Here is a 16,650-nt window from a genome sequence, read left to right as displayed (position 1 = left end):
GGTCGTCTCCTTCTGCTTCAGCGGCGGCTGAGTTCGAGGCGCCGGTCGAGCGCCACAGCCACGATCAGCAGCACGCCAATCACCAGCGACTGCAGCGCGGGCTCGACGTCGAAGGCCACCATGCCGTTGATCACGACCGCCAGAAAGGCCAGCCCGAGGAATGCACCGCCCAAGGTGCCTTTGCCGCCGGCCAGGCTGGCGCCGCCCAACACGGCGGCCGTGACCAGCGTGAACTCGAGCCCGTCGCCGAGCTGGGCGTCGGCATGCGTGACCCGCGAGGCCGCGACCAGCCCGGCGGCTCCCGCGGCCAGCGCGCTACAGGCGAAAGCCGCGATCTTGATGCGGTCGACGCGAATGCCGTAGAGCACCGCGCTCGCCGCGCTCTCTCCTGCCAGGTACAGGCGGCGGAACATCGCGGTGCGGCGCTCGAGCAGCGTGAAGGCCACCAGCATCGCCAGAGCGACGATCACCATCAGGTGCACGCCGCCCACCTGCATGCGCGCCAGATGGCGGAACTCCGACGAAAAGGTCTGCCCCACGAGCACGGTGTTGAGCACGCCGCTCAGACCCCGTATCAGCACCATGGTGCCGATGGTCAGCATCAGCGAGTTGAGCCTGAGCCGCACCGCCAGCCATCCGTTGACCAGGCCAAACAGCAGCGCGCACGCAAGAGACAGCCCCGCCGCGACGAGAAAGGGCAGTTCCATGTGCATCAGGAAGCCCGCGAACGCGCCCGTGAAGCCATAGACCGCGCCGGCCGACAGATCGATCTCGCCGGTGGCCATCACATACACGAAGCCGCTGATGGCCAGCGTCTGCAGCGACAGGTCGAGAAGAATCGCATAGAGGTTTCCGGGCTGAGCGAAGCGCGGATGTGCAACGCCGAGCAGCAGCGTTGCGGCCACCACCATCAAGGCGATCGGCAGCACCTGCCGGTCGACCGGCGACAGGGCCAGGCGGCGCGGCGGCACCAGCGGCTGCGGCGTTTCGAAGACCAGCGGCTTCATGCGGCGACTCCCGGTTCGTGCGCCACCGGCGCGCGGCCGGCGGCAAGGGTCATGATGTGCTCGGCATCCATCTGCGCGAGCGCGCATTCGCCGACGATGCGGCGCGACCGCATGACGACGATGCGGTCGCACAGCGCCAGCAGCTCGGGCAACTCGGACGACATCACGAGCAGGCTCTTGCCGTCCCTGGCGAGGCTGCGCAGATGGCGATGGATGTCGGCCTTGGCCGCCACGTCCACGCCGCGCGTGGGCTCGTTGATCAGCACCACCTGTGGGTCGTCGGCCAGGGCGGCGGCCAACATCACCTTCTGCTGGTTCCCGCCGCTCAGCGCGGATGGCGGCGCCTCGACGCTCGATGCCTTGATCGAGAAACGCTGCATGTAGCCGCGCGCGAAGTCGGCCGCCTGCCGGCAGCGCAGCCAGCCCACGAAGCCGCTGAAATTCGACAGCACCGGCGCCGAGACATTGACCGCGATGCTGCTGCGCATGAACAGCCCCGCCTCCTTGCGGTTGGTGTTGACGAAGCCGACGCCATGGCGCCGAAGCGCGTGCGGCAGCAGCCGCGGCACGTTCTTTCCACGGACCTGCAGGCTGCCGGTTGCCACGTGCAGCCCGAACAGGGCCGGCGCCACCTCGCTGCTGCCCGAGCCCTCGAGCCCGAACAGGCCGACCACCTCGCCGGCACGCAGCGCCAGGCTCAAGTCGTCGAGCCGTCCCGGCACGCGCAGGCCGCGCACCTCGAGCATCGGTTCGCCGTTGGCCGGCGCGGCTGCGCGCACGGCCGTGTCCTGCACCAGCTCGCGGCCGGCCATGCGGTTGACCAGCTCGGCCTCGGTGGCGCGGCGGCAATCGAAGGTTTCGATGTATCGGCCGTCGCGCAGGACGCTCACCTCGTCGCAGGCGCCGAGGATCTCGGGGATGCGGTGGCTGATGAACAGGATCGTCTCGCCCCCGTCGGCCAGCTTGCGCAGGATGCGCATGAGGCGATCGGACTCGGCGGTCGAAAGGCCCGAGGTCGGCTCGTCGAGGATCAGCAGCTTGCGCGGCTGGTTGAGCGCCCGAAGAATCTCGATCAGCTGCTTCTGGCCCAGCGTGAGCCCGGCCATCAGCGTGTCGGGATGCAGGTCGAAATCGAAGCTCGCGAGCGCGCGGCGCGCCTCGGCGCGCAGGCGTTCGGCATCGATCATCCCGCCGCGCAGGAAGCGGCGCATGTCCGGGAAGATGTTCTCGGCCACCGAGAGGTTGTCGAACACCGCCAGCTCCTGGTGCACCATGATCACGCCGAGCCGCCGCGTGTAGGCGGGCTCGTAGCGCTCGTAGGCCTGGCCGTCGAGCACGATGCGGCCGCTGTCGGGCATCACCTCGCCCTTGATGACCTTCATCAGCGTGCTCTTGCCGGCGCCGTTCTCGCCGAGCACCGCATGGATGGTGCCCCGGCGCACGCTGAATGACACGTCCTGCAGCGCCCGCACGGCGCCGTAGGACTTCGACACGTTCTCGATCTTGAGGCTGGAGTCGTTCATGGCGGCACTCAGCTGCGGTACTGCGGGATCTTCTGGTGATTGAACAGGTCGACCGTGTCGCGCGTGATCAGCTCGGTGCCCATCAGCACCTGCTGCGGCGCGGGCATGGTGCCCGCCGCCTTGTTATCGGCCGCGATCGGCACGCCGGCCAATCCGTTCGGGCTGTTCCAGGAGTCCAGCATCTGCACCGCGCTGAAGCACTGCAGCGCGGTCTTGTTGATGACAGAGCCCTTGATGAGCCCCTTCTTGATGAACTCCAGCACCGGCGCTTCGCGGTCGTGCACGACCACGGTGATCTTGCCCAGGTCGACGCTCATTTCCTCGGCCGCCAGCGCGATGCCGCTGCCCGAACTCGAATCGAGGCCGACCACGGCATCGATCCCCTTGTAGGTGTTGAACATCGCCTTGGACGAAGCGATGGCCGCCTCGGTGCTGGCCTTGTCGTCGACCCGGCCGGCCAGCTCCCATTCGCTGTTGGCCTTCAGGTACTCGGTCAGGCCCTTGAACTTGGCGTCGGTGTTCGACGCACCCCAGTTGCCGCTGGCGACGTACTTGCCCTTCTTGCCGGCGAACTTGATCAGCGCCTTGGCGGTGTCGGCGCCACAGGCGTAGTTGTCCATGCCGATGAAGCTCAGCGCGCCGCTGTCGGGCACGTTGGCCTCGATGACCACCACCGGAATGCCCTGCGACATCGCGCGACGGATGGCCGGCACAGCGCCGGGCTCCCACAGGCTGGTGATGATGCCGGCCGGCTTCTTCGCGATGGCCTGCTCCACCGCCGCGGCATGGCCGACCGGATCCCAGCCCTGCGGGCCGACCGTTCGGATGTCGGCACCGAAAGCCTTGGCCGCATAGCGCATGCCCAGGTGGCAGTCGAGCAAGTACGGGTGGCCGAGCAGCTGCGAGGCGTAGTAGTAGGTCCGGCCCTTGCCGGCCGGCGCGGTCTGGGCATGTAGCGGCGAGGTGCCGGCCATCAGCGCGGCGCCGGCGCCCAGCATGGAGGCGCCGAAGGCACGGCGCCGGGGAGTGAAGCGGGTGGATGTCATGGTCTGTCTCCGGTGTGAAGGTTTCTCGGGATGCGTCTGGACGCTGGCTAACGCAGGTAGGCGGCCGTGAGCCCGCCATCGACGGAAAGGGAGGCGCCGGTGATGCTCCGGCTGCGCTCGTCGTCGCACAGGAACAGCACCGCGCGCGCCACGTCCTCGGGACCGATCGAGGCCTTCAGCGCGTTGCGCTGCGCGTAGTAGTTCTCGAGTTCCTCGGGCGCCACGCCATGCCGGCGCGCATTGGCGGCGCGCTGGGCCGCATCGAAGATGCCGGTGCCGCGGATCACGCCGTCGGGCAGCACGCTGTTGACCCGGATGCCGTGCGGCCCACCCTCTTCGGCCAGGCAGCGTGCCAGGTGCAGCTGCGCGGCTTTGGCGCAGGCATAGACCGCGGCTCCGGGGCTGGCGGCGACGGCCGCCTTGCTGGCCACGAAGACCAGGCAGCCGCCTCGGCCCTGGCGCTTCCAGTGCGCGAAGGCGGCACGGCTGAACAGGAAGGCGCCACCCAGGTGGGTGTCGAACACCGCGCGCCAAGTGTCGGGCGACACGTTCTCGATCGCATCGGCATGGTGGAAGCCGGCGTTGCTGACCACGATGTCGAGTTCGCCGAAGTCCCGCTCGGCGTCTTCCATGAAGCGCTCGACATCCGCGGGCCGGCCGGCGTCGCCGCTCGCCAGGCGCCAGGGCGTCGAGGGCTTGCCCTGCACGTCCGGCCTGCGCGCCTCGCACAGCTGTTCGTCGTCGCGCGCCAGGATCGCGATGCGCGCGCCCTCCGCCGACAGCAGCCTTGCGATGGCCAGCCCGATGCCCGAGGTGCCGCCGGTCACGACGGCCGTGCGCCCGGCGAGCGCCCCGCCTGCCGGCAAGGGGCGGCTCGTAGTCGCGAAAGTCATGGGATCGGATAGGTGCTGCATGTCTCGAATCGGTTGTCGTGGAATTTAATACCGCGCCTTTCTCAATGCAAGGAAATTCCTTCCATCGTTTTCCCCCAAGGGAAAACCCGGAGCCCATGACTTGGCGGCGCAGGGAACAAGAGCGAGCCCAGGGGCCGCTACCATGGAGGAAAATTCCTTCCATTGCCACAGGAGCCCCAGAAAATGACCACTCAGCTTGATCGGACCGGCGTGCTAAACACGATCCGGCAGGCGCAGGGCCAACTGAATCCTGCTCTCAAGCGGATTGCGAACTACGTGCTCAAGCACCCGGACATCGTCAAGACGCAATCGATCAAGGACCTGGCGGAGGTCTGCGAGGTGTCGGAGTCCACCATCACGCGCTTTGTACAGGCGCTGGACGTGCCGAGCTACCAGCAGCTCAAGATCGGTATCGCGGAGGCCTTGTCGACCCATGGCCAGGCGGTGCCGGCCGCTCACGAGGCCTTCGTCTACGACGACATCTCAGCCTCGGACACCAACGCGCAGATCGTCAAGAAGATCCTCTTTCGCAACATCAGCGCGCTGGAGGACACGGCGCAGCGGCTCGACCTGCGGCTGCTCGACAAGGTGGCCACTGCGATCGACAAGGCCGATTCGCTGGCGTTCTTCGCGATGGGCTCGTCCACGCTAGCGGCCGAGAACGCCGTGATGCGCTTCATGCGCGTCGGCAAGCGCTGCATCTTCTACAAGGACCAGGGCGTGCAGCAGATTTCGGCGTCCACGCTGGGCAAGAGTTCGGTGGCCTTTGCGATCAGCAATTCAGGCCGCACGATACCGGTCGTCGAAGCGCTGCGCACCGCGCAGAAGCGCGGGGCGACGACGGTGGCCATTACCTCGTACCCCGACTCCCCGCTGGCGCAAAGCGCGCACCTGACCTTGCTGACCAACACCACCGACGCAGCAGTGGGCTCGGCGCCCTACCACGAGGCAATGCTGTCGAAGATGGCGCAACTATTGGTCACGGACGTCGTGTATTCGCGCTATGCGGTGAAGCACGTCGACAAATCGATCGCCGCGATCAAGGACACGAACACGATCACGGAAGGCAGCCGTTACCGGTAGGAGCGAAGCCCCGAGCTCTTTCAGTCCGAGCCAGCCCGTACCGGAGATTGTGCGTCGTAGGTGTGACAACCTCGCTGCTGACAGGTCAATGCACAGCCGCGTACATGATCTTGTCTTCGGTTGCGATTTCCGGCGCGAACTCCTCGACGACGCGGCCCTGCCGCGTCACGAGTATTCGATCCGACAACGTCAAGATCTCTGGCAGATATGACGAGATCACAAGTACTGCGATGCCTTCGTCGGCCAGCGAGTGAATAAGCTGATGAATCTCAGCGATCGCGCCGACGTCGACCCCGCGCGTCGGTTCGTCGAAGATCACCAACCGAGGCCGCTGGACCAGCGACTTGGCGATTACCACCTTCTGCTGGTTGCCGCCCGACAGCTCGACGATGCGTGCATCGCTGTCGATCGCACGGATCGACAGCCGCTTGCGCCAGGCCTCGGCGAGCTCTCGCATCTGGTCTTGCCGCGCGAGCATGAACAGGCTCGGCGACGACGCAAGCTGTCCGGTGTAGATGTTCTCGGCGATCGACATGGTCTCGAAGAAGCCTTCGAGCTTGCGGTCTTCGGTCACGTAGACGACCCCGCCCTTGACCGCAGGGCGCGGGGTGCGGTAGCGCACCGGCTCGCCGTCGAGCAGGATTTCGCCGCCGTGCAGGAAGTCCCGCTTCGCTACGCCGGCCACGATCTTGGCCGTCTCGGTCCGGCCCGAACCGATCAGCCCGAACATGCCGGTGATCTGCCCGGCATAGAGCGAGAAGGCGTTGTTCTTCACGATGGTGCCCATCGACAGGTTCTGAACGCTCAGCACCTTTGCGCCGCGCGGGCGACGCACGCGCTGCGACCGATTGCCGTAGAGCTCCTGCGAGAGCGAGCGCCCGACCATCGCCTGAATGATCCGGTCGCGGTCCATCTCGCTCGCGTTGGCGGTCAGCACGTGCTCGCCGTCGCGCAGGATCGTGATGCGGTCCGCGATCATCAGCGCCTCCTCGAGCGCATGCGAGATGAAGACGATCGACACGCCCTCGGCGCGCAGCCGCTGCACCAATCCGAAGAAGTGGTGCTTCTCCTCCGGCGTCAAGGTGGCGGTCGGCTCGTCGAAGATGATGAGCCGGGCCTCGTGCTGCACGGCACGCGCGATCTCCACCATTTGCCTCTGCGCCGCCCCGAGCTGCGACACCAGCTTGGTTGGATCGACATTGAAGTTCAGGCGCTGCAGGAACTGCTGCGCGGCGATGTACAAGCCGCGCAGGCGGTTGAAGAAGGGCTCGTCGCCGAGATAGAGGTTCTGCGCCACGGTGAGCGACGGCACCAGGCTGGTTTCCTGGTAGACCATGGCGATGCCGTGTCCGAGTGCGTCGTGGGGTGTGGCGAAGCTCACCGGTCGACCCTCGAGCAGGATCTGGCCCTGCGACGGCTGCACCGCACCGGCCAGGATCTTGGTCAGCGTCGACTTGCCCGCGCCGTTCTCGCCAAGCAGGGCGTGCACCTCGCCGCGCCGCACGCCGAACGAGACGTCGCGCACCGCGTGGGCGCCGCGGTATTCCTTGCCTATGTTCCGGAGTTCGATCAGGTTGTCCATGGTTTCATTCCTGCGCTTGCACGTCCAGCGAGACGACCTCGTCGCCCCCCTGACAACCCACGTAGAGCCGGCCGTCCAGTTCGGCGGCGCTGGTTACGCCGTGCCTTCGCCCGTCGGCGCGGCTGTGCGCGCTCCATTGCGGCTGGAAGTCGGCGTCGAGCTTGCACACCAGACCGTAGGAGCGCGTCGGCGCCCAGGGTTTGAGCATGCCCATCGACTTGATGCCGCCACCCTGCATGGGCTCGCGGAAGTCCTGGCCCGACGCCAGCGCCGGCGCTACCCAGTAGCGCTCGGGAATCTGCGCCATCATCTGTTCGCGGTACTCGCGCTCGCGCAGCACGAATTCGACCAACTGGCTGCGCGGCGCGAACAGGCACAGCCACCAGCCGCCGTCGGCCGCGGGCGCAATCCTCGACGGATAGCCTGGCAGGTCGCCCAGCAGCACGCTGCGCCGGCCCTGGCCGTCGATGCGCACCAGCCGGTGTGCCCAGGCTTCACTGACCACGATCGAGCCATCGCGGTGCCATGCAATGCCGCTGGGCCAGGCCAGGCCTGAGGCCACGGGGCGCGCTGGCGCGTCCCAGCGGTCGAGCATCCACAGCGCGCCGGTCGCCTTGCCGTGCAGCAGGTCCGCGCGCCACTGGGACGGCAGGCGATCACGCGAGCCTTCGGTGACCAGCATCCGACCGTCGGTGCCGGCCAGCAGGGCCGTGGGACAACGGATCACCCGGCGCTCGGCGTCGGCCAGCAGACTGGCTGCCGCCGGCTCCTCGTCGACTGTGCGAAGACCGCCCCCCGCCAGCGCGGCCAGCGCACTGCCGTCGGCCATCGCGGCGATCGCGCACACATCACCGTCCATGCGGCCCATCTGTCGCAATGCGCCAGTGGAGGGATCGAGTGCATGCAGCTCGGGCCCACTGCTGAAGAGCAGCTGATCGCGCCAGGACGTGAGGTTGTCGGGCGACACGGCGCGCACGTGGTCGGCCGCCTGGTCGAGCAGGCTGTTGGGCCGCAGCGGGCCGTCCATCGGCGGCACGGTGACGGCGTGAGGGCCGCGTCCAAGCATCCGGTCGAGGAGTGTCCCGAACCTTCCATTGGGCAGAGTGCTCATGCCGCGCTCCCCCAATAGCTCTGCTGCCCGGTCCACGTCGGGTCGGCGTCCGCCAGCTTCAGGCGGCCGATGCGATTGTTGAGCAGGCCGCCAAGGTAGAGGTGGCCCTGGTGCTCGCGCATCGAGGTGATCATGGGATGATTTTCCCCGCCAAGATCCCACAGCGATTCCAACACCCGGCCCTGCGCGTCGAACTTGATCACGCAGCCGGTGTTGATGTTCGGGAAGATGAGCTCCTGCGGCGAGACGCGCCGCGCCATGCGCTTGCGGAATCCTGGCATTCGAAGCGACAGGTCCATGGACGGCGTGCGCATGCCGACCAGCGCGAGCCAGAAGGTGCCGTCGGAGGCGCGGTTGATGTTGTCGGGATATCCCGGCAGGTCGTCAATGACACGCTCGACCCGGCCGGCCTTCGGCCCGGCGAACCAATAGCGGTTGATACGACAGGCCCAGGTCTCGGCGAAGAAGAAGGACTCGCCGTCGTGCGCCATGCACACCCCGTTGGGAAAAACCAGGTTGCGCAGCACCGTGCGGGTCTTGCGGGTGGCCGGGTCGTAGCAGATGATGCGGCCGTTGCCGCGGCTCTCCAGCGCATCGTAGGCCCAGTTGTGCATCTCGTAGCGGATCGTGGCCTCGCTGAAGAAGATACGCCCGTCCGGCGCGACGTCGAGGTCGTCGGCCAGCTTGAGCCGCGAGTCGTCGATGATGGACCAGGGCGTGCGGTTCGTCTCGTCGGTCAGCCGCTCGATCCGGCGCTCGGGCGAGACGCTGTAAAGACCCATGCCGGCGATACACACCAGCAGGTTACCCGCGCGGTCGAACGCCAGGCCCAGCGGATGCCCACCCACATGGGCGAACACCTCCATGCGCTCGTGGTCCGGCCCGAAGAAGCGCACGATGTCGCCGTGCCGGGTGCCGGTGTAGAGGTTCCCTTGCGCATCGAAAATCACGTCCTCGGGTCCTTCGACCTGCGCGAAGCCGATCAGCGCGACGTCGCGCAGCCGGTCGTTCACCGCGTAAGGCGAGGCCGAGCCGGCCTCGGTGCTGGGCGCGGGCGGCAGCTCCAGGTAGGCGGGCGATACGTAGGACTTCGCCAGCAGCTTGTGCTTGTTCTTGAGCCAGCGCACGTCGATCGCGATGGCCGACAGCAGGATGAGGCCGAGCGCCAGCGATCCCGCACCGCTCTGGAATCCGACGCGCACCAGACCGTTGGTGATGAGCACCACCACTACCGCGCCCATCAGCGCTTTCGCGACCGAGCCTCGCCCGCCGCCGAGGCTGTTGCCGCCCACCACAGCGGCGGTGAGCGCCATGATCTCGAGGCCGGCCCCGGTGTCCGAGCCGGCACTGCCAAGGCGCGCGGCGTACATCAGGCCCGCCAGGCCGCACAGCAAACCCGACCCCACATAGGTCAGGCAGATCGTGCGCCGCACCGGGATGCCGACGTTGTAGGCGGAGCGCCGCGAGCCCCCGATTGCCATGATGTGCCAGCCGGGCCGGGTCCGGCTGAGGAACAAATGAGCACAGGCGGCAAACACCATGGCGACCAGGAAGCTCAGCGGCAGCCCGAGCGCGGAGCCCGCGCCGATGAAATCCCACACCGCCGACTCCGGCATGTTGCTGGCGATGTCGACCGCATGCTTGAGCAGCAGCATGTCGACCACCGCGCGCACGATGATCAGCGTGACCAGCGTGGTGAGGAAGGCGCGCAGTCTCAGGTAGCCGATCAGCACGCCGTTGAGCAGGCCAACGCCCGCGCAGACCAGCAGCACGGCCGGCATCACCGCCCAGGGCGACCACTGCGCCACATTCATCAGGAACAGCGCGACGAAGTTGCCCAGTGCGAAGTTCGAACCGACGCTCAGGTCGATGCCGCCCGCGACCATCACGATCATCATTGCGCAGACGATGAAGATGAACTCGCCGAGCTGCCGCGAGGTGTCGCCAAGGTTGGCGGCCCCGAAGAAACTCGGAATCAGGTTGCCGAACACGGCAAGGACGACGGCCAGCGCCAAAAATGGCACGGCGTTGTCGATCCAGTTCTTCGACAGAATCTCCCCGACCACGTGGTCGGGCACATACTTGTATCGCCATCGGGCGATGGTTTGGGACGCAGACATGTGCGGCAACTCCAGATGCGCGCCGCGCCGACGGGTCGGTCCGCCGGTCGGCTGTTTGCGGTGATTCGCGGTGTTTACTTCTTGTTGTACTCGTCAAGGTTCCAGCACGAGTCGTCACGCAGGCTGGCCTTGGTGATCACGCCCACGGGCGTGACGCGGGAGATGTCCTGCGCCGGGCGCGCCGAACTCGCCAGCAGCGTCTTCACCACCTGCACCAGTTCCTGCGACTGCTGCTTCACGTCGTAGGTCATGTATGCGCTGAAGTTGCCGTTGGCCACGTTGGCGCACCCGGTGCGCGCGGCGCCACCGTTGGTGGCGAGGAACACTTGGTCCTGCTTCTTCGCCTCCCGGATGGCCGCTGCCGTGCCGGTGTCCTGCCCGTCCCAGAAGCCGATCACGCCGCACAGATCAGGATGCTGCTTGAGCGCGGTGTCGGTCACGGCACGCGCCTTCGACGCGTCCCAGTCGGCCGCCTGGTTCGAGACCACCTTGATGTCGGGGTTCTTGGCCAGCACGGCCTGCACGCCCTGCATCTGGAAAGTGCTCGCCGCCGCCGTCAGCACGCCCTGCACGATGCTGATCTTGCCCGACTTGCCGGCCTTCGGGCTGCACTTCTCGACCACGGCCTTGGCCATGGCCTCGCCGATGCCGACCCAGTCGGCGCCGACGAAGGCGCTCGTCTTGGCGGCCGAGCGCATGTTTACCTGCACGACGCGGATACCGGCGTCCTCGGCGCGCTTGAGCAACCGGGCATAGGACTGGATGTCCGGGTTCTGCACCAGCAGCACGTCGGGCTTCTCGTTGATCAGCGAAGTGATCGCCTGGGCGCCGGCGTCCGTGCTCCAGTTGGGGTCGCGCACGATCCATTTGACGCCAAGCGGTTCGAGCTGCCCGCGCACCATGGTGTTCCAGCCGTCGGTCAGGTCGTAGCCCAGCGAGGTGGGCACGAAGGCTACGGTTTTGCCCTTGAGGGGTGCGTCGGCGGCATGCGCCGCGCTGCCCATGGCGAGGGCGGCGGTCAGAAGGGCAAGTCGGACAGTCAGGGATTTCATGGTCTTGTCTCTTGGGTCAGTGAAAGAAAAGGCGATGTCGTGCGGCGCTAGATGTCACCCTGCTGGGCGGTCTGCTCGTCGCGAGGGTTGATCAGGCTGTCGATGACGAGCGCCGCCAACAGGATGGCGCTCTTGATGACGTTCTGCACCGTGTACTGGATGTCCATGATCGTCATCCCGTTGAGCAAGATGCCGATCAGCACGGTGCCCACCAGCACGTTGCGCACGCCGCCCTTGCCGCCGCTCAGACCGATGCCGCCCAGAACGACCACCAGGATGACGTCGTAGATCATGGTGGAGTTGACGATGCGGGTGTTCATGCTGCCGACCGACGCCGCGGTGATGACGCCGGCCACGCAGCCCACGCACGAGGCGATCGCGTACTGCAGCACCACGAGTGGCCGCACCGGCACGCCAGTCATCCGGGCGGCCTGGTAGTTGTCGCCCATGGCATAGATGAACCGTCCGGTTCGGGTGTAGCGCAGGAACGTGGCCACCAGCGCGGCGGTGACAAGGAAGAACAGCACCGGCAGCGGCACGCCGGCGAGCTCGCCTTGGCCGATGCGGCTGAACCAGGCCGCGTCCTCGGGCGCATAGACCACGTCGAGCGGAATCAGCTTCATCCGTCCGAGCCCGTAGATGAAGGTGCCCATGGCCAGCGTCGAGAACAGCGCGGGGATCTCCGCATAGGCGATCAGCAGGCCGTTGGCCACGCCCAGCACCAGCGCGAAGGCCACGCCCACCAGCAGGGCCATGCCGAGCGACATGCCGCTGGCGGCCAGCGCCAGCGACCAGGCCACTGAGATCGCCATCACCGCCACCAGCGACAAGTCGATGCCGCGTCCGATCACCACCAGCGCCATGGCAAGCCCGAGAATCCCGAGCACGGCCACGCCGCGCAGCAGCGAGAGCAGGTTGTCGCGCGCGGCGAAGCCATTCAGCCCGACGCTGAAGACTGCGAACAGGAGCACGGCCAGCAGCAAGACGATGCGCTCCTGCGTAAGCCAGCCGGCGTGAAAGCGCCAGCGCGCCGCGATGGCCGGCGAAGCGGACTCATTGTGCTGTTGGATGCTCATGACGGTCGGCTTCCTGGATGCTAAAGACAAGGCCACGGTTATAGCGAAGCTTTGCCGCGCAGCGCCTCGAGCAGCGCAAGGGCGCGGTCGGTGCGCACGTCGTGCTCGGCGGCCATCTGCCGCGCGACGGTGTCGATCTCGTCGCCGGCGGCGCCGGCCACCAGCGCTATGTTGCGGGCGTGCAGCGCCATGTGGCCGCGCTGGATGCCTTCGGTCGCGAGCGCGCGCAGCGCGCCGAGGTTCTGCGCAAGGCCGACGGCCACGGCCACTTCACCGAACTCTTGTGCCGAAGTCACATCGAGGATCTTCAGCGCCAGGCGCGCGAGCGGATGCGTCTTGGTCGCACCACCCACCAGGCCGACCGGCATCGGCATCTCGATGGTGCCGACCAGCGCGCCACTGTTGTCCTTTTCCCAGGTGGTGAGCGAGGTATAGCGGCCGCTGCGGCAGGCGTACGCATGCGCGCCAGCCTCGACCGCGCGCCAGTCGTTGCCGGTCGCCACGATCACCGGGTCGACGCCGTTCATGATCCCCTTGTTGTGGGTGGCGGCGCGGTAGGGATCGACCGCCGCGAAGGTGTAGGCATCTAGCACGCCCTCGATGATCTCCTCGCCGCTTCGCTCGGCGGTCTTCAAGACCTCGGGCGTGAGCCGCACGCGTGCGCGCGCCAGCCGCAGGTCGGCCAGGTTCGAAAGGATGCGCAGCCGCACCGTCCCGCCGGTCAGCTGCTCGACCAGCGGCGACACCGACTCGGCCATGGTGTTGACGGTATTGGCACCCATCGCGTCGCGCACATCCACGATCAGGTGCATCACCACCATCGCGCCGCGCGGCGTATCGGGAAAGACATGCACCTCGATGTCGCGGCAGCCGCCGCCCAGGCCGATCAGCACCTTGTCGCGGCTGTTGGCGATCTCCAGGATGCGATCGCGCTGCCGCAGCAGCGCATGCCGCGCACCATAGGGGTCGGCCACGGCAAGGATCTGCACCTGCGCGCGCATGATCGGCCCGGTGCTCGAGGCCTCGAAGCCGCCACACTCGCGCGCCAGCTTGGCCATGAACGATGCCGCGGCGACCACGGAGGGCTCTTCCACCACCATCGGCACCAGCACGTCGCGGCCGTTGACCTGGAAGTTGCCGGCGATGCCGAACGGCAATTCAAAGGTGCCGACGACGTTCTCGATCATGCCGTCGGCGCGCGACAAGGCGAGCGCGCCTGGCGTCTTCAGCAGCGCGATATCGTCGGCGGTGAGGCCGACCGCTGTCGCGACGTGATCGAGGCGCTGGGCCGGTGTGAGGGCGCGGAAATTGGGAAGGCGGGAGTCCTGAACCATGTGACGTCCTGAAACGATATGTGGATGAATGGAAGAATGCAGGTGCAACGGCGTGCCAGCCTCAGCTCGGCGCCGCCGTGGACCGGTCGCGCGACAGGAAGCGGCGCAGGCCGATTCGAGCCTCGTCGCTGGTGAACGCGCGCTGACCGAGAACGGCCTCGCGGCGGAAGGCTTCATCGAAGGGCAGGTGCCCGAGCGTGAGCGCCGCCTCCTTGATGACCGACACGGCAACCCGCCCCTTCTGCGCGATGCCACGGGCATAGGACAGCGCCACAGCCTCCAGTTCGCCGGGCGGCACCACGCGGTTCAGCAGGCCCATCTCGGCCAGCCGGCGCGCGGGAAAATGTTCGGCCGTGAGCATCAGCTCCATGGCCAGCGCGTAGGGGATCTGACGTACCAACCGTACCAGGGTGCCGCCGGCCGGCGTGAAACCAAGCGAGGCCTCGGGCAGCGCAAACACGGCTGTCTCCGAAGCGATCCGGATGTCGGCGGCCAGCATGATCTCGAAGCCGCCGCCCATGCACAGCCCGTTGATCGCGGCGACCACCGGCTTGTAGAAGCCTGGCTGTTTGATGTGGGCGCCATCCCACTCCGAGATGTCGAAGCGTCCTTCGGCCAGCGCCGGGATCGATTCGCCCAGGTCGGCACCGACGCAGAAGGCGCGATCGCCGTTGCCGCCGAGCAGCACGACCCGCACCTGCGGATCGTCGTTCGCACGCGCGAAGGACTGCGCGAGTTCCTCGTACATGACGAGCGTCAGCGCATTGAGCTTCTCGGGCCGGTCGAAGCGCACGTGCGCGATGCCCTCGTCCACCGCGTAGGAGATCCCCATCAAATCACCCCCTCGGCGACGTAGCGGTCGTAGTCGACCGCGGCAACGCGCAGCCAGCCCTTGAGGACGATCTCGTTGTGCTCGCCGAATCCGGGCGCGCAACCGACTGCGCACACCGGCGTGGCCGACAGCTTCATCGGGCTGCCGAATGCCTGCACCTGCGCGCCATCGAACTGCGTCGAGACGAACATGTCGCGCGCCTTCAGGTGCGGGTCGTCGACCACCTCGGCGATGGTCTTGATCGGCGTCATCGGAATGATGTCGCCGGCCATGGCCTCGAGCTCGGCCTTGGTGTGCTGCGCGCACCAGCGCTGCACGATCGGCTGCACCCGTCGCGCGTAGGTTTCGGGAGCGAAGCGCTTTTCCATGGTGTCGATCTCGGGGTCGTCGACCAGCGATTCCTCACCGAAGATCCGGCACGCCTCGCGCCAGAATTTGTCGGTGTAGGCGCCGAAGAAGACAAAGCCGTCCTTGCAGGCGTACTGGCCGTAGGGCCGCACGAACGGGTGGTCGTTGCCCAGCGGCTCGCCGACCACGCCGTCCACCGTGTAGTTGACGATCGCATGCTCTGTCAGCGTCACTACCGCGTCCTGCTGGGCAACGTCAACCCACTGGCCTTCGCCGCTGTGTCGCGCGTGGATCACTGCGGACAGTGCTGCGATGGCGGCATAGAACGAGGCAGACAGGTCGCCGATGATGGTGCCCACGCGCAGCGGCGGCTTGCCCTTCTCGCCGTTCAGCGACCACAGGCCGCCGGTCGCCTGCGCGCTATTGTCGTAGGCCGGCCGCCGCGAGTTGGGCCCGGTCTGGCCGAAGCCGCTGATCGACACGTAGACCAGCCGCGGGTTGCATTGCTTCAGCGCCTCGTAGCCCAGCCCCATGCGCTCCATGGTGCCGGGGCGGAAGTTCTCCACCAGTAGATCAGCCTTGCGAACCAGCTCGCGCAGCAGAGCGCGGCCCTGCTCCGATTTGAGGTCCAGGCTCACGCCCAGCTTGTGGCGGTTGTACTGAGCGAAGAAGGCGCTGGCCCGGCCGGTTTCGCCCTGAACGAAGGGGGGGAAGCTGCGCACGTAGTCGGGTTCGGCGGGGTTCTCGACCTTGATCACCGTGGCACCCAGGTCGGCCAGCATCATGGTGCAGTAGGGCCCGGCCACCACGCGAGTGACATCGACCACCACCAGGCCGCGCAGCGGCCCCTCGCCGAGCGGCAGCTGCATCATTTCAGTACTCACTTGTGTGTTCTCCGTTGGGTCCATATCAAGACTTCAGCCGTGATGCATGGCGGCCGCTGCGCACACAGGAGCGTCGTCCGTTGCGGCCGTCGCCTCCGTGATCGACCCGCGCTCGATGTGCAGCGTGCGGCTCTGTACCGCTTCGAGCAGCGCCGCATTCGATTCCGTCACCACGACGCACAGCTGGGGATGCGAAACCCGTAAGGCGCGCAGCGCGTCGCCGTACTGGCGCGCCAATGCAGGCGCCAGGCCCTGGAAGGGCTCGTCCAACAGCACGAAGCGCACGCCGACCATGAGGGCACGCGCGAGCGCGACGATCTTTCCTTGGCCGCCGGACAGCGCCGCACCGGAACGCGCGAGCATCGGTTCGAGCTGCGGCACGCTGGCCAGCACCGCGTCGATGCGCCGGCGGATCTCGTGGCGCGGCAGCCGCAGCACCTCGCACGGCAAGGCGATGTTCTGGGCGACGCTCAGGGTCGGCAGGATCACGCGGTCTTCGGGCGCGTAGCCGAAGCCGGCCGTGGCGCGCCGCGACGCGGGACTGTGCGTGATGTCCTCGCCGTCGAGCACCAGCCGGCCCGACCGTGGCGGGACCAGACCCATGATGCCGCGTAGCAGCGTGGTCTTGCCCGCGCCGTTGCGGCCGACCACGGCAACCGTCTGACCGGACTCGAGGTCGAGATCGATGCCGCGCAGGACCGACTGGCCCGCCAGATCGATGTTCATGGATTGAATGCG

14 protein-coding genes are annotated in these 16,650 nt (G+C 67.3%); 1 reads left to right on the top strand and 13 read right to left on the bottom strand.

The genetic code is table 11. The annotated features are described in order from the left end of the window. Positions 1 to 17 precede the first annotated feature (17 nt). The 4 genes from AB4Z46_RS15800 to AB4Z46_RS15785 are packed head-to-tail and all read right to left on the bottom strand — an operon-like array spanning position 18 to position 4,469. On the bottom strand, positions 18 to 1,007 hold the full coding sequence (locus AB4Z46_RS15800; RefSeq protein ID WP_442284455.1) for an ABC transporter permease: 990 nt from the start codon (positions 1,005 to 1,007) through the stop codon (positions 18 to 20). Next, on the bottom strand, positions 1,004 to 2,530 hold the full coding sequence (locus AB4Z46_RS15795; RefSeq protein WP_442284454.1) for a sugar ABC transporter ATP-binding protein: 1,527 nt from the start codon (positions 2,528 to 2,530) through the stop codon (positions 1,004 to 1,006). The genes AB4Z46_RS15800 and AB4Z46_RS15795 overlap by 4 nt, the downstream gene beginning before the upstream one ends. An 8-nt stretch (positions 2,531 to 2,538) precedes the next feature. After that, positions 2,539 to 3,576 (bottom strand): substrate-binding domain-containing protein, encoded by a 1,038-nt coding sequence (locus AB4Z46_RS15790; protein ID WP_442284453.1) that lies wholly within the window; start codon positions 3,574 to 3,576, stop codon positions 2,539 to 2,541. A gap of 47 nt (positions 3,577 to 3,623) precedes the next feature. After that, positions 3,624 to 4,469, bottom strand: a complete 846-nt coding sequence (locus tag AB4Z46_RS15785; protein WP_442284452.1) for an SDR family oxidoreductase — start codon at positions 4,467 to 4,469, stop codon at positions 3,624 to 3,626. A 204-nt stretch (positions 4,470 to 4,673) separates the two neighbouring features. On the opposite strand from AB4Z46_RS15785, the gene AB4Z46_RS15780 reads away from it, so the two are divergent. Then, positions 4,674 to 5,573, top strand: a complete 900-nt coding sequence (locus AB4Z46_RS15780) for a MurR/RpiR family transcriptional regulator (protein ID WP_442284451.1) — start codon at positions 4,674 to 4,676, stop codon at positions 5,571 to 5,573. Positions 5,574 to 5,658: 85 nt separating this feature from the next. Here AB4Z46_RS15780 and AB4Z46_RS15775 read toward each other — a convergent pair whose 3' ends face one another. The 9 genes from AB4Z46_RS15775 to AB4Z46_RS15735 all read right to left on the bottom strand — a co-directional run bounded on the left by AB4Z46_RS15775 (position 5,659) and on the right by AB4Z46_RS15735 (position 16,638). Further along, positions 5,659 to 7,155, bottom strand: a complete 1,497-nt coding sequence (locus AB4Z46_RS15775; protein WP_442284450.1) for a sugar ABC transporter ATP-binding protein — start codon at positions 7,153 to 7,155, stop codon at positions 5,659 to 5,661. Positions 7,156 to 7,159: 4 nt separating this feature from the next. Beyond that, a complete protein-coding gene (locus AB4Z46_RS15770; RefSeq protein ID WP_442284449.1) occupies positions 7,160 to 8,266 on the bottom strand; it encodes a strictosidine synthase in 1,107 nt (368 codons plus the stop codon). Then, entirely contained in the window at positions 8,263 to 10,386 is a 2,124-nt protein-coding gene (locus tag AB4Z46_RS15765; protein ID WP_442284448.1) for an ABC transporter permease, read from the bottom strand. The genes AB4Z46_RS15770 and AB4Z46_RS15765 overlap by 4 nt, the downstream gene beginning before the upstream one ends. Before the next feature lie 74 nt (positions 10,387 to 10,460). Next, complete coding sequence (locus tag AB4Z46_RS15760) at positions 10,461 to 11,438, bottom strand: sugar ABC transporter substrate-binding protein (RefSeq protein ID WP_442284447.1); 978 nt, start codon at positions 11,436 to 11,438, stop codon at positions 10,461 to 10,463. Between the two features lie 47 nt (positions 11,439 to 11,485). Continuing rightward, complete coding sequence (locus tag AB4Z46_RS15755) at positions 11,486 to 12,514, bottom strand: ABC transporter permease (RefSeq protein ID WP_442284446.1); 1,029 nt, start codon at positions 12,512 to 12,514, stop codon at positions 11,486 to 11,488. 38 nt (positions 12,515 to 12,552) lie between these two features. Next, entirely contained in the window at positions 12,553 to 13,848 is a 1,296-nt protein-coding gene (locus AB4Z46_RS15750; RefSeq protein WP_442284445.1) for a hydroxymethylglutaryl-CoA reductase, degradative, read from the bottom strand. 61 nt (positions 13,849 to 13,909) lie between these two features. After that, positions 13,910 to 14,680, bottom strand: coding sequence for an enoyl-CoA hydratase/isomerase family protein (locus AB4Z46_RS15745; RefSeq protein WP_442284444.1), 771 nt, complete (start codon positions 14,678 to 14,680; stop codon positions 13,910 to 13,912). Next, a complete protein-coding gene (locus AB4Z46_RS15740; protein WP_442284443.1) occupies positions 14,680 to 15,912 on the bottom strand; it encodes a CaiB/BaiF CoA transferase family protein in 1,233 nt (410 codons plus the stop codon). Before AB4Z46_RS15740 ends, AB4Z46_RS15745 begins: the two co-directional genes overlap by 1 nt. A 33-nt stretch (positions 15,913 to 15,945) precedes the next feature. After that, entirely contained in the window at positions 15,946 to 16,638 is a 693-nt protein-coding gene (locus tag AB4Z46_RS15735; protein WP_442284442.1) for an ABC transporter ATP-binding protein, read from the bottom strand. Positions 16,639 to 16,650 lie beyond the last annotated feature (12 nt).

It is taken from the genome of Variovorax sp. M-6 (assembly GCF_052114385.1).
Classification (GTDB): Bacteria; Pseudomonadota; Gammaproteobacteria; order Burkholderiales; family Burkholderiaceae_C; genus Variovorax.
The sequence above is the reverse complement of the archived record's forward strand: the minus strand, read 5'-3'. Positions and strand labels throughout refer to the sequence as shown.

Bases quoted from the DNA above. Each gene is read 5' to 3' on its own strand.
- AB4Z46_RS15800 (WP_442284455.1), bottom strand. From the start codon at position 1,007: ATGAAGCCGCTGGTCTTCGAAACGCCGCAGCCGCTGGTGCCGCCGCGC.
- AB4Z46_RS15795 (WP_442284454.1), bottom strand. From the start codon at position 2,530: ATGAACGACTCCAGCCTCAAGATCGAGAACGTGTCGAAGTCCTACGGC.
- AB4Z46_RS15790 (WP_442284453.1), bottom strand. From the start codon at position 3,576: ATGACATCCACCCGCTTCACTCCCCGGCGCCGTGCCTTCGGCGCCTCC.
- AB4Z46_RS15785 (WP_442284452.1), bottom strand. From the start codon at position 4,469: ATGACTTTCGCGACTACGAGCCGCCCCTTGCCGGCAGGCGGGGCGCTC.
- AB4Z46_RS15780 (WP_442284451.1), top strand. From the start codon at position 4,674: ATGACCACTCAGCTTGATCGGACCGGCGTGCTAAACACGATCCGGCAG.
- AB4Z46_RS15775 (WP_442284450.1), bottom strand. From the start codon at position 7,155: ATGGACAACCTGATCGAACTCCGGAACATAGGCAAGGAATACCGCGGC.
- AB4Z46_RS15770 (WP_442284449.1), bottom strand. From the start codon at position 8,266: ATGAGCACTCTGCCCAATGGAAGGTTCGGGACACTCCTCGACCGGATG.
- AB4Z46_RS15765 (WP_442284448.1), bottom strand. From the start codon at position 10,386: ATGTCTGCGTCCCAAACCATCGCCCGATGGCGATACAAGTATGTGCCC.
- AB4Z46_RS15760 (WP_442284447.1), bottom strand. From the start codon at position 11,438: ATGAAATCCCTGACTGTCCGACTTGCCCTTCTGACCGCCGCCCTCGCC.
- AB4Z46_RS15755 (WP_442284446.1), bottom strand. From the start codon at position 12,514: ATGAGCATCCAACAGCACAATGAGTCCGCTTCGCCGGCCATCGCGGCG.
- AB4Z46_RS15750 (WP_442284445.1), bottom strand. From the start codon at position 13,848: ATGGTTCAGGACTCCCGCCTTCCCAATTTCCGCGCCCTCACACCGGCC.
- AB4Z46_RS15745 (WP_442284444.1), bottom strand. From the start codon at position 14,680: ATGGGGATCTCCTACGCGGTGGACGAGGGCATCGCGCACGTGCGCTTC.
- AB4Z46_RS15735 (WP_442284442.1), bottom strand. From the start codon at position 16,638: ATGAACATCGATCTGGCGGGCCAGTCGGTCCTGCGCGGCATCGATCTC.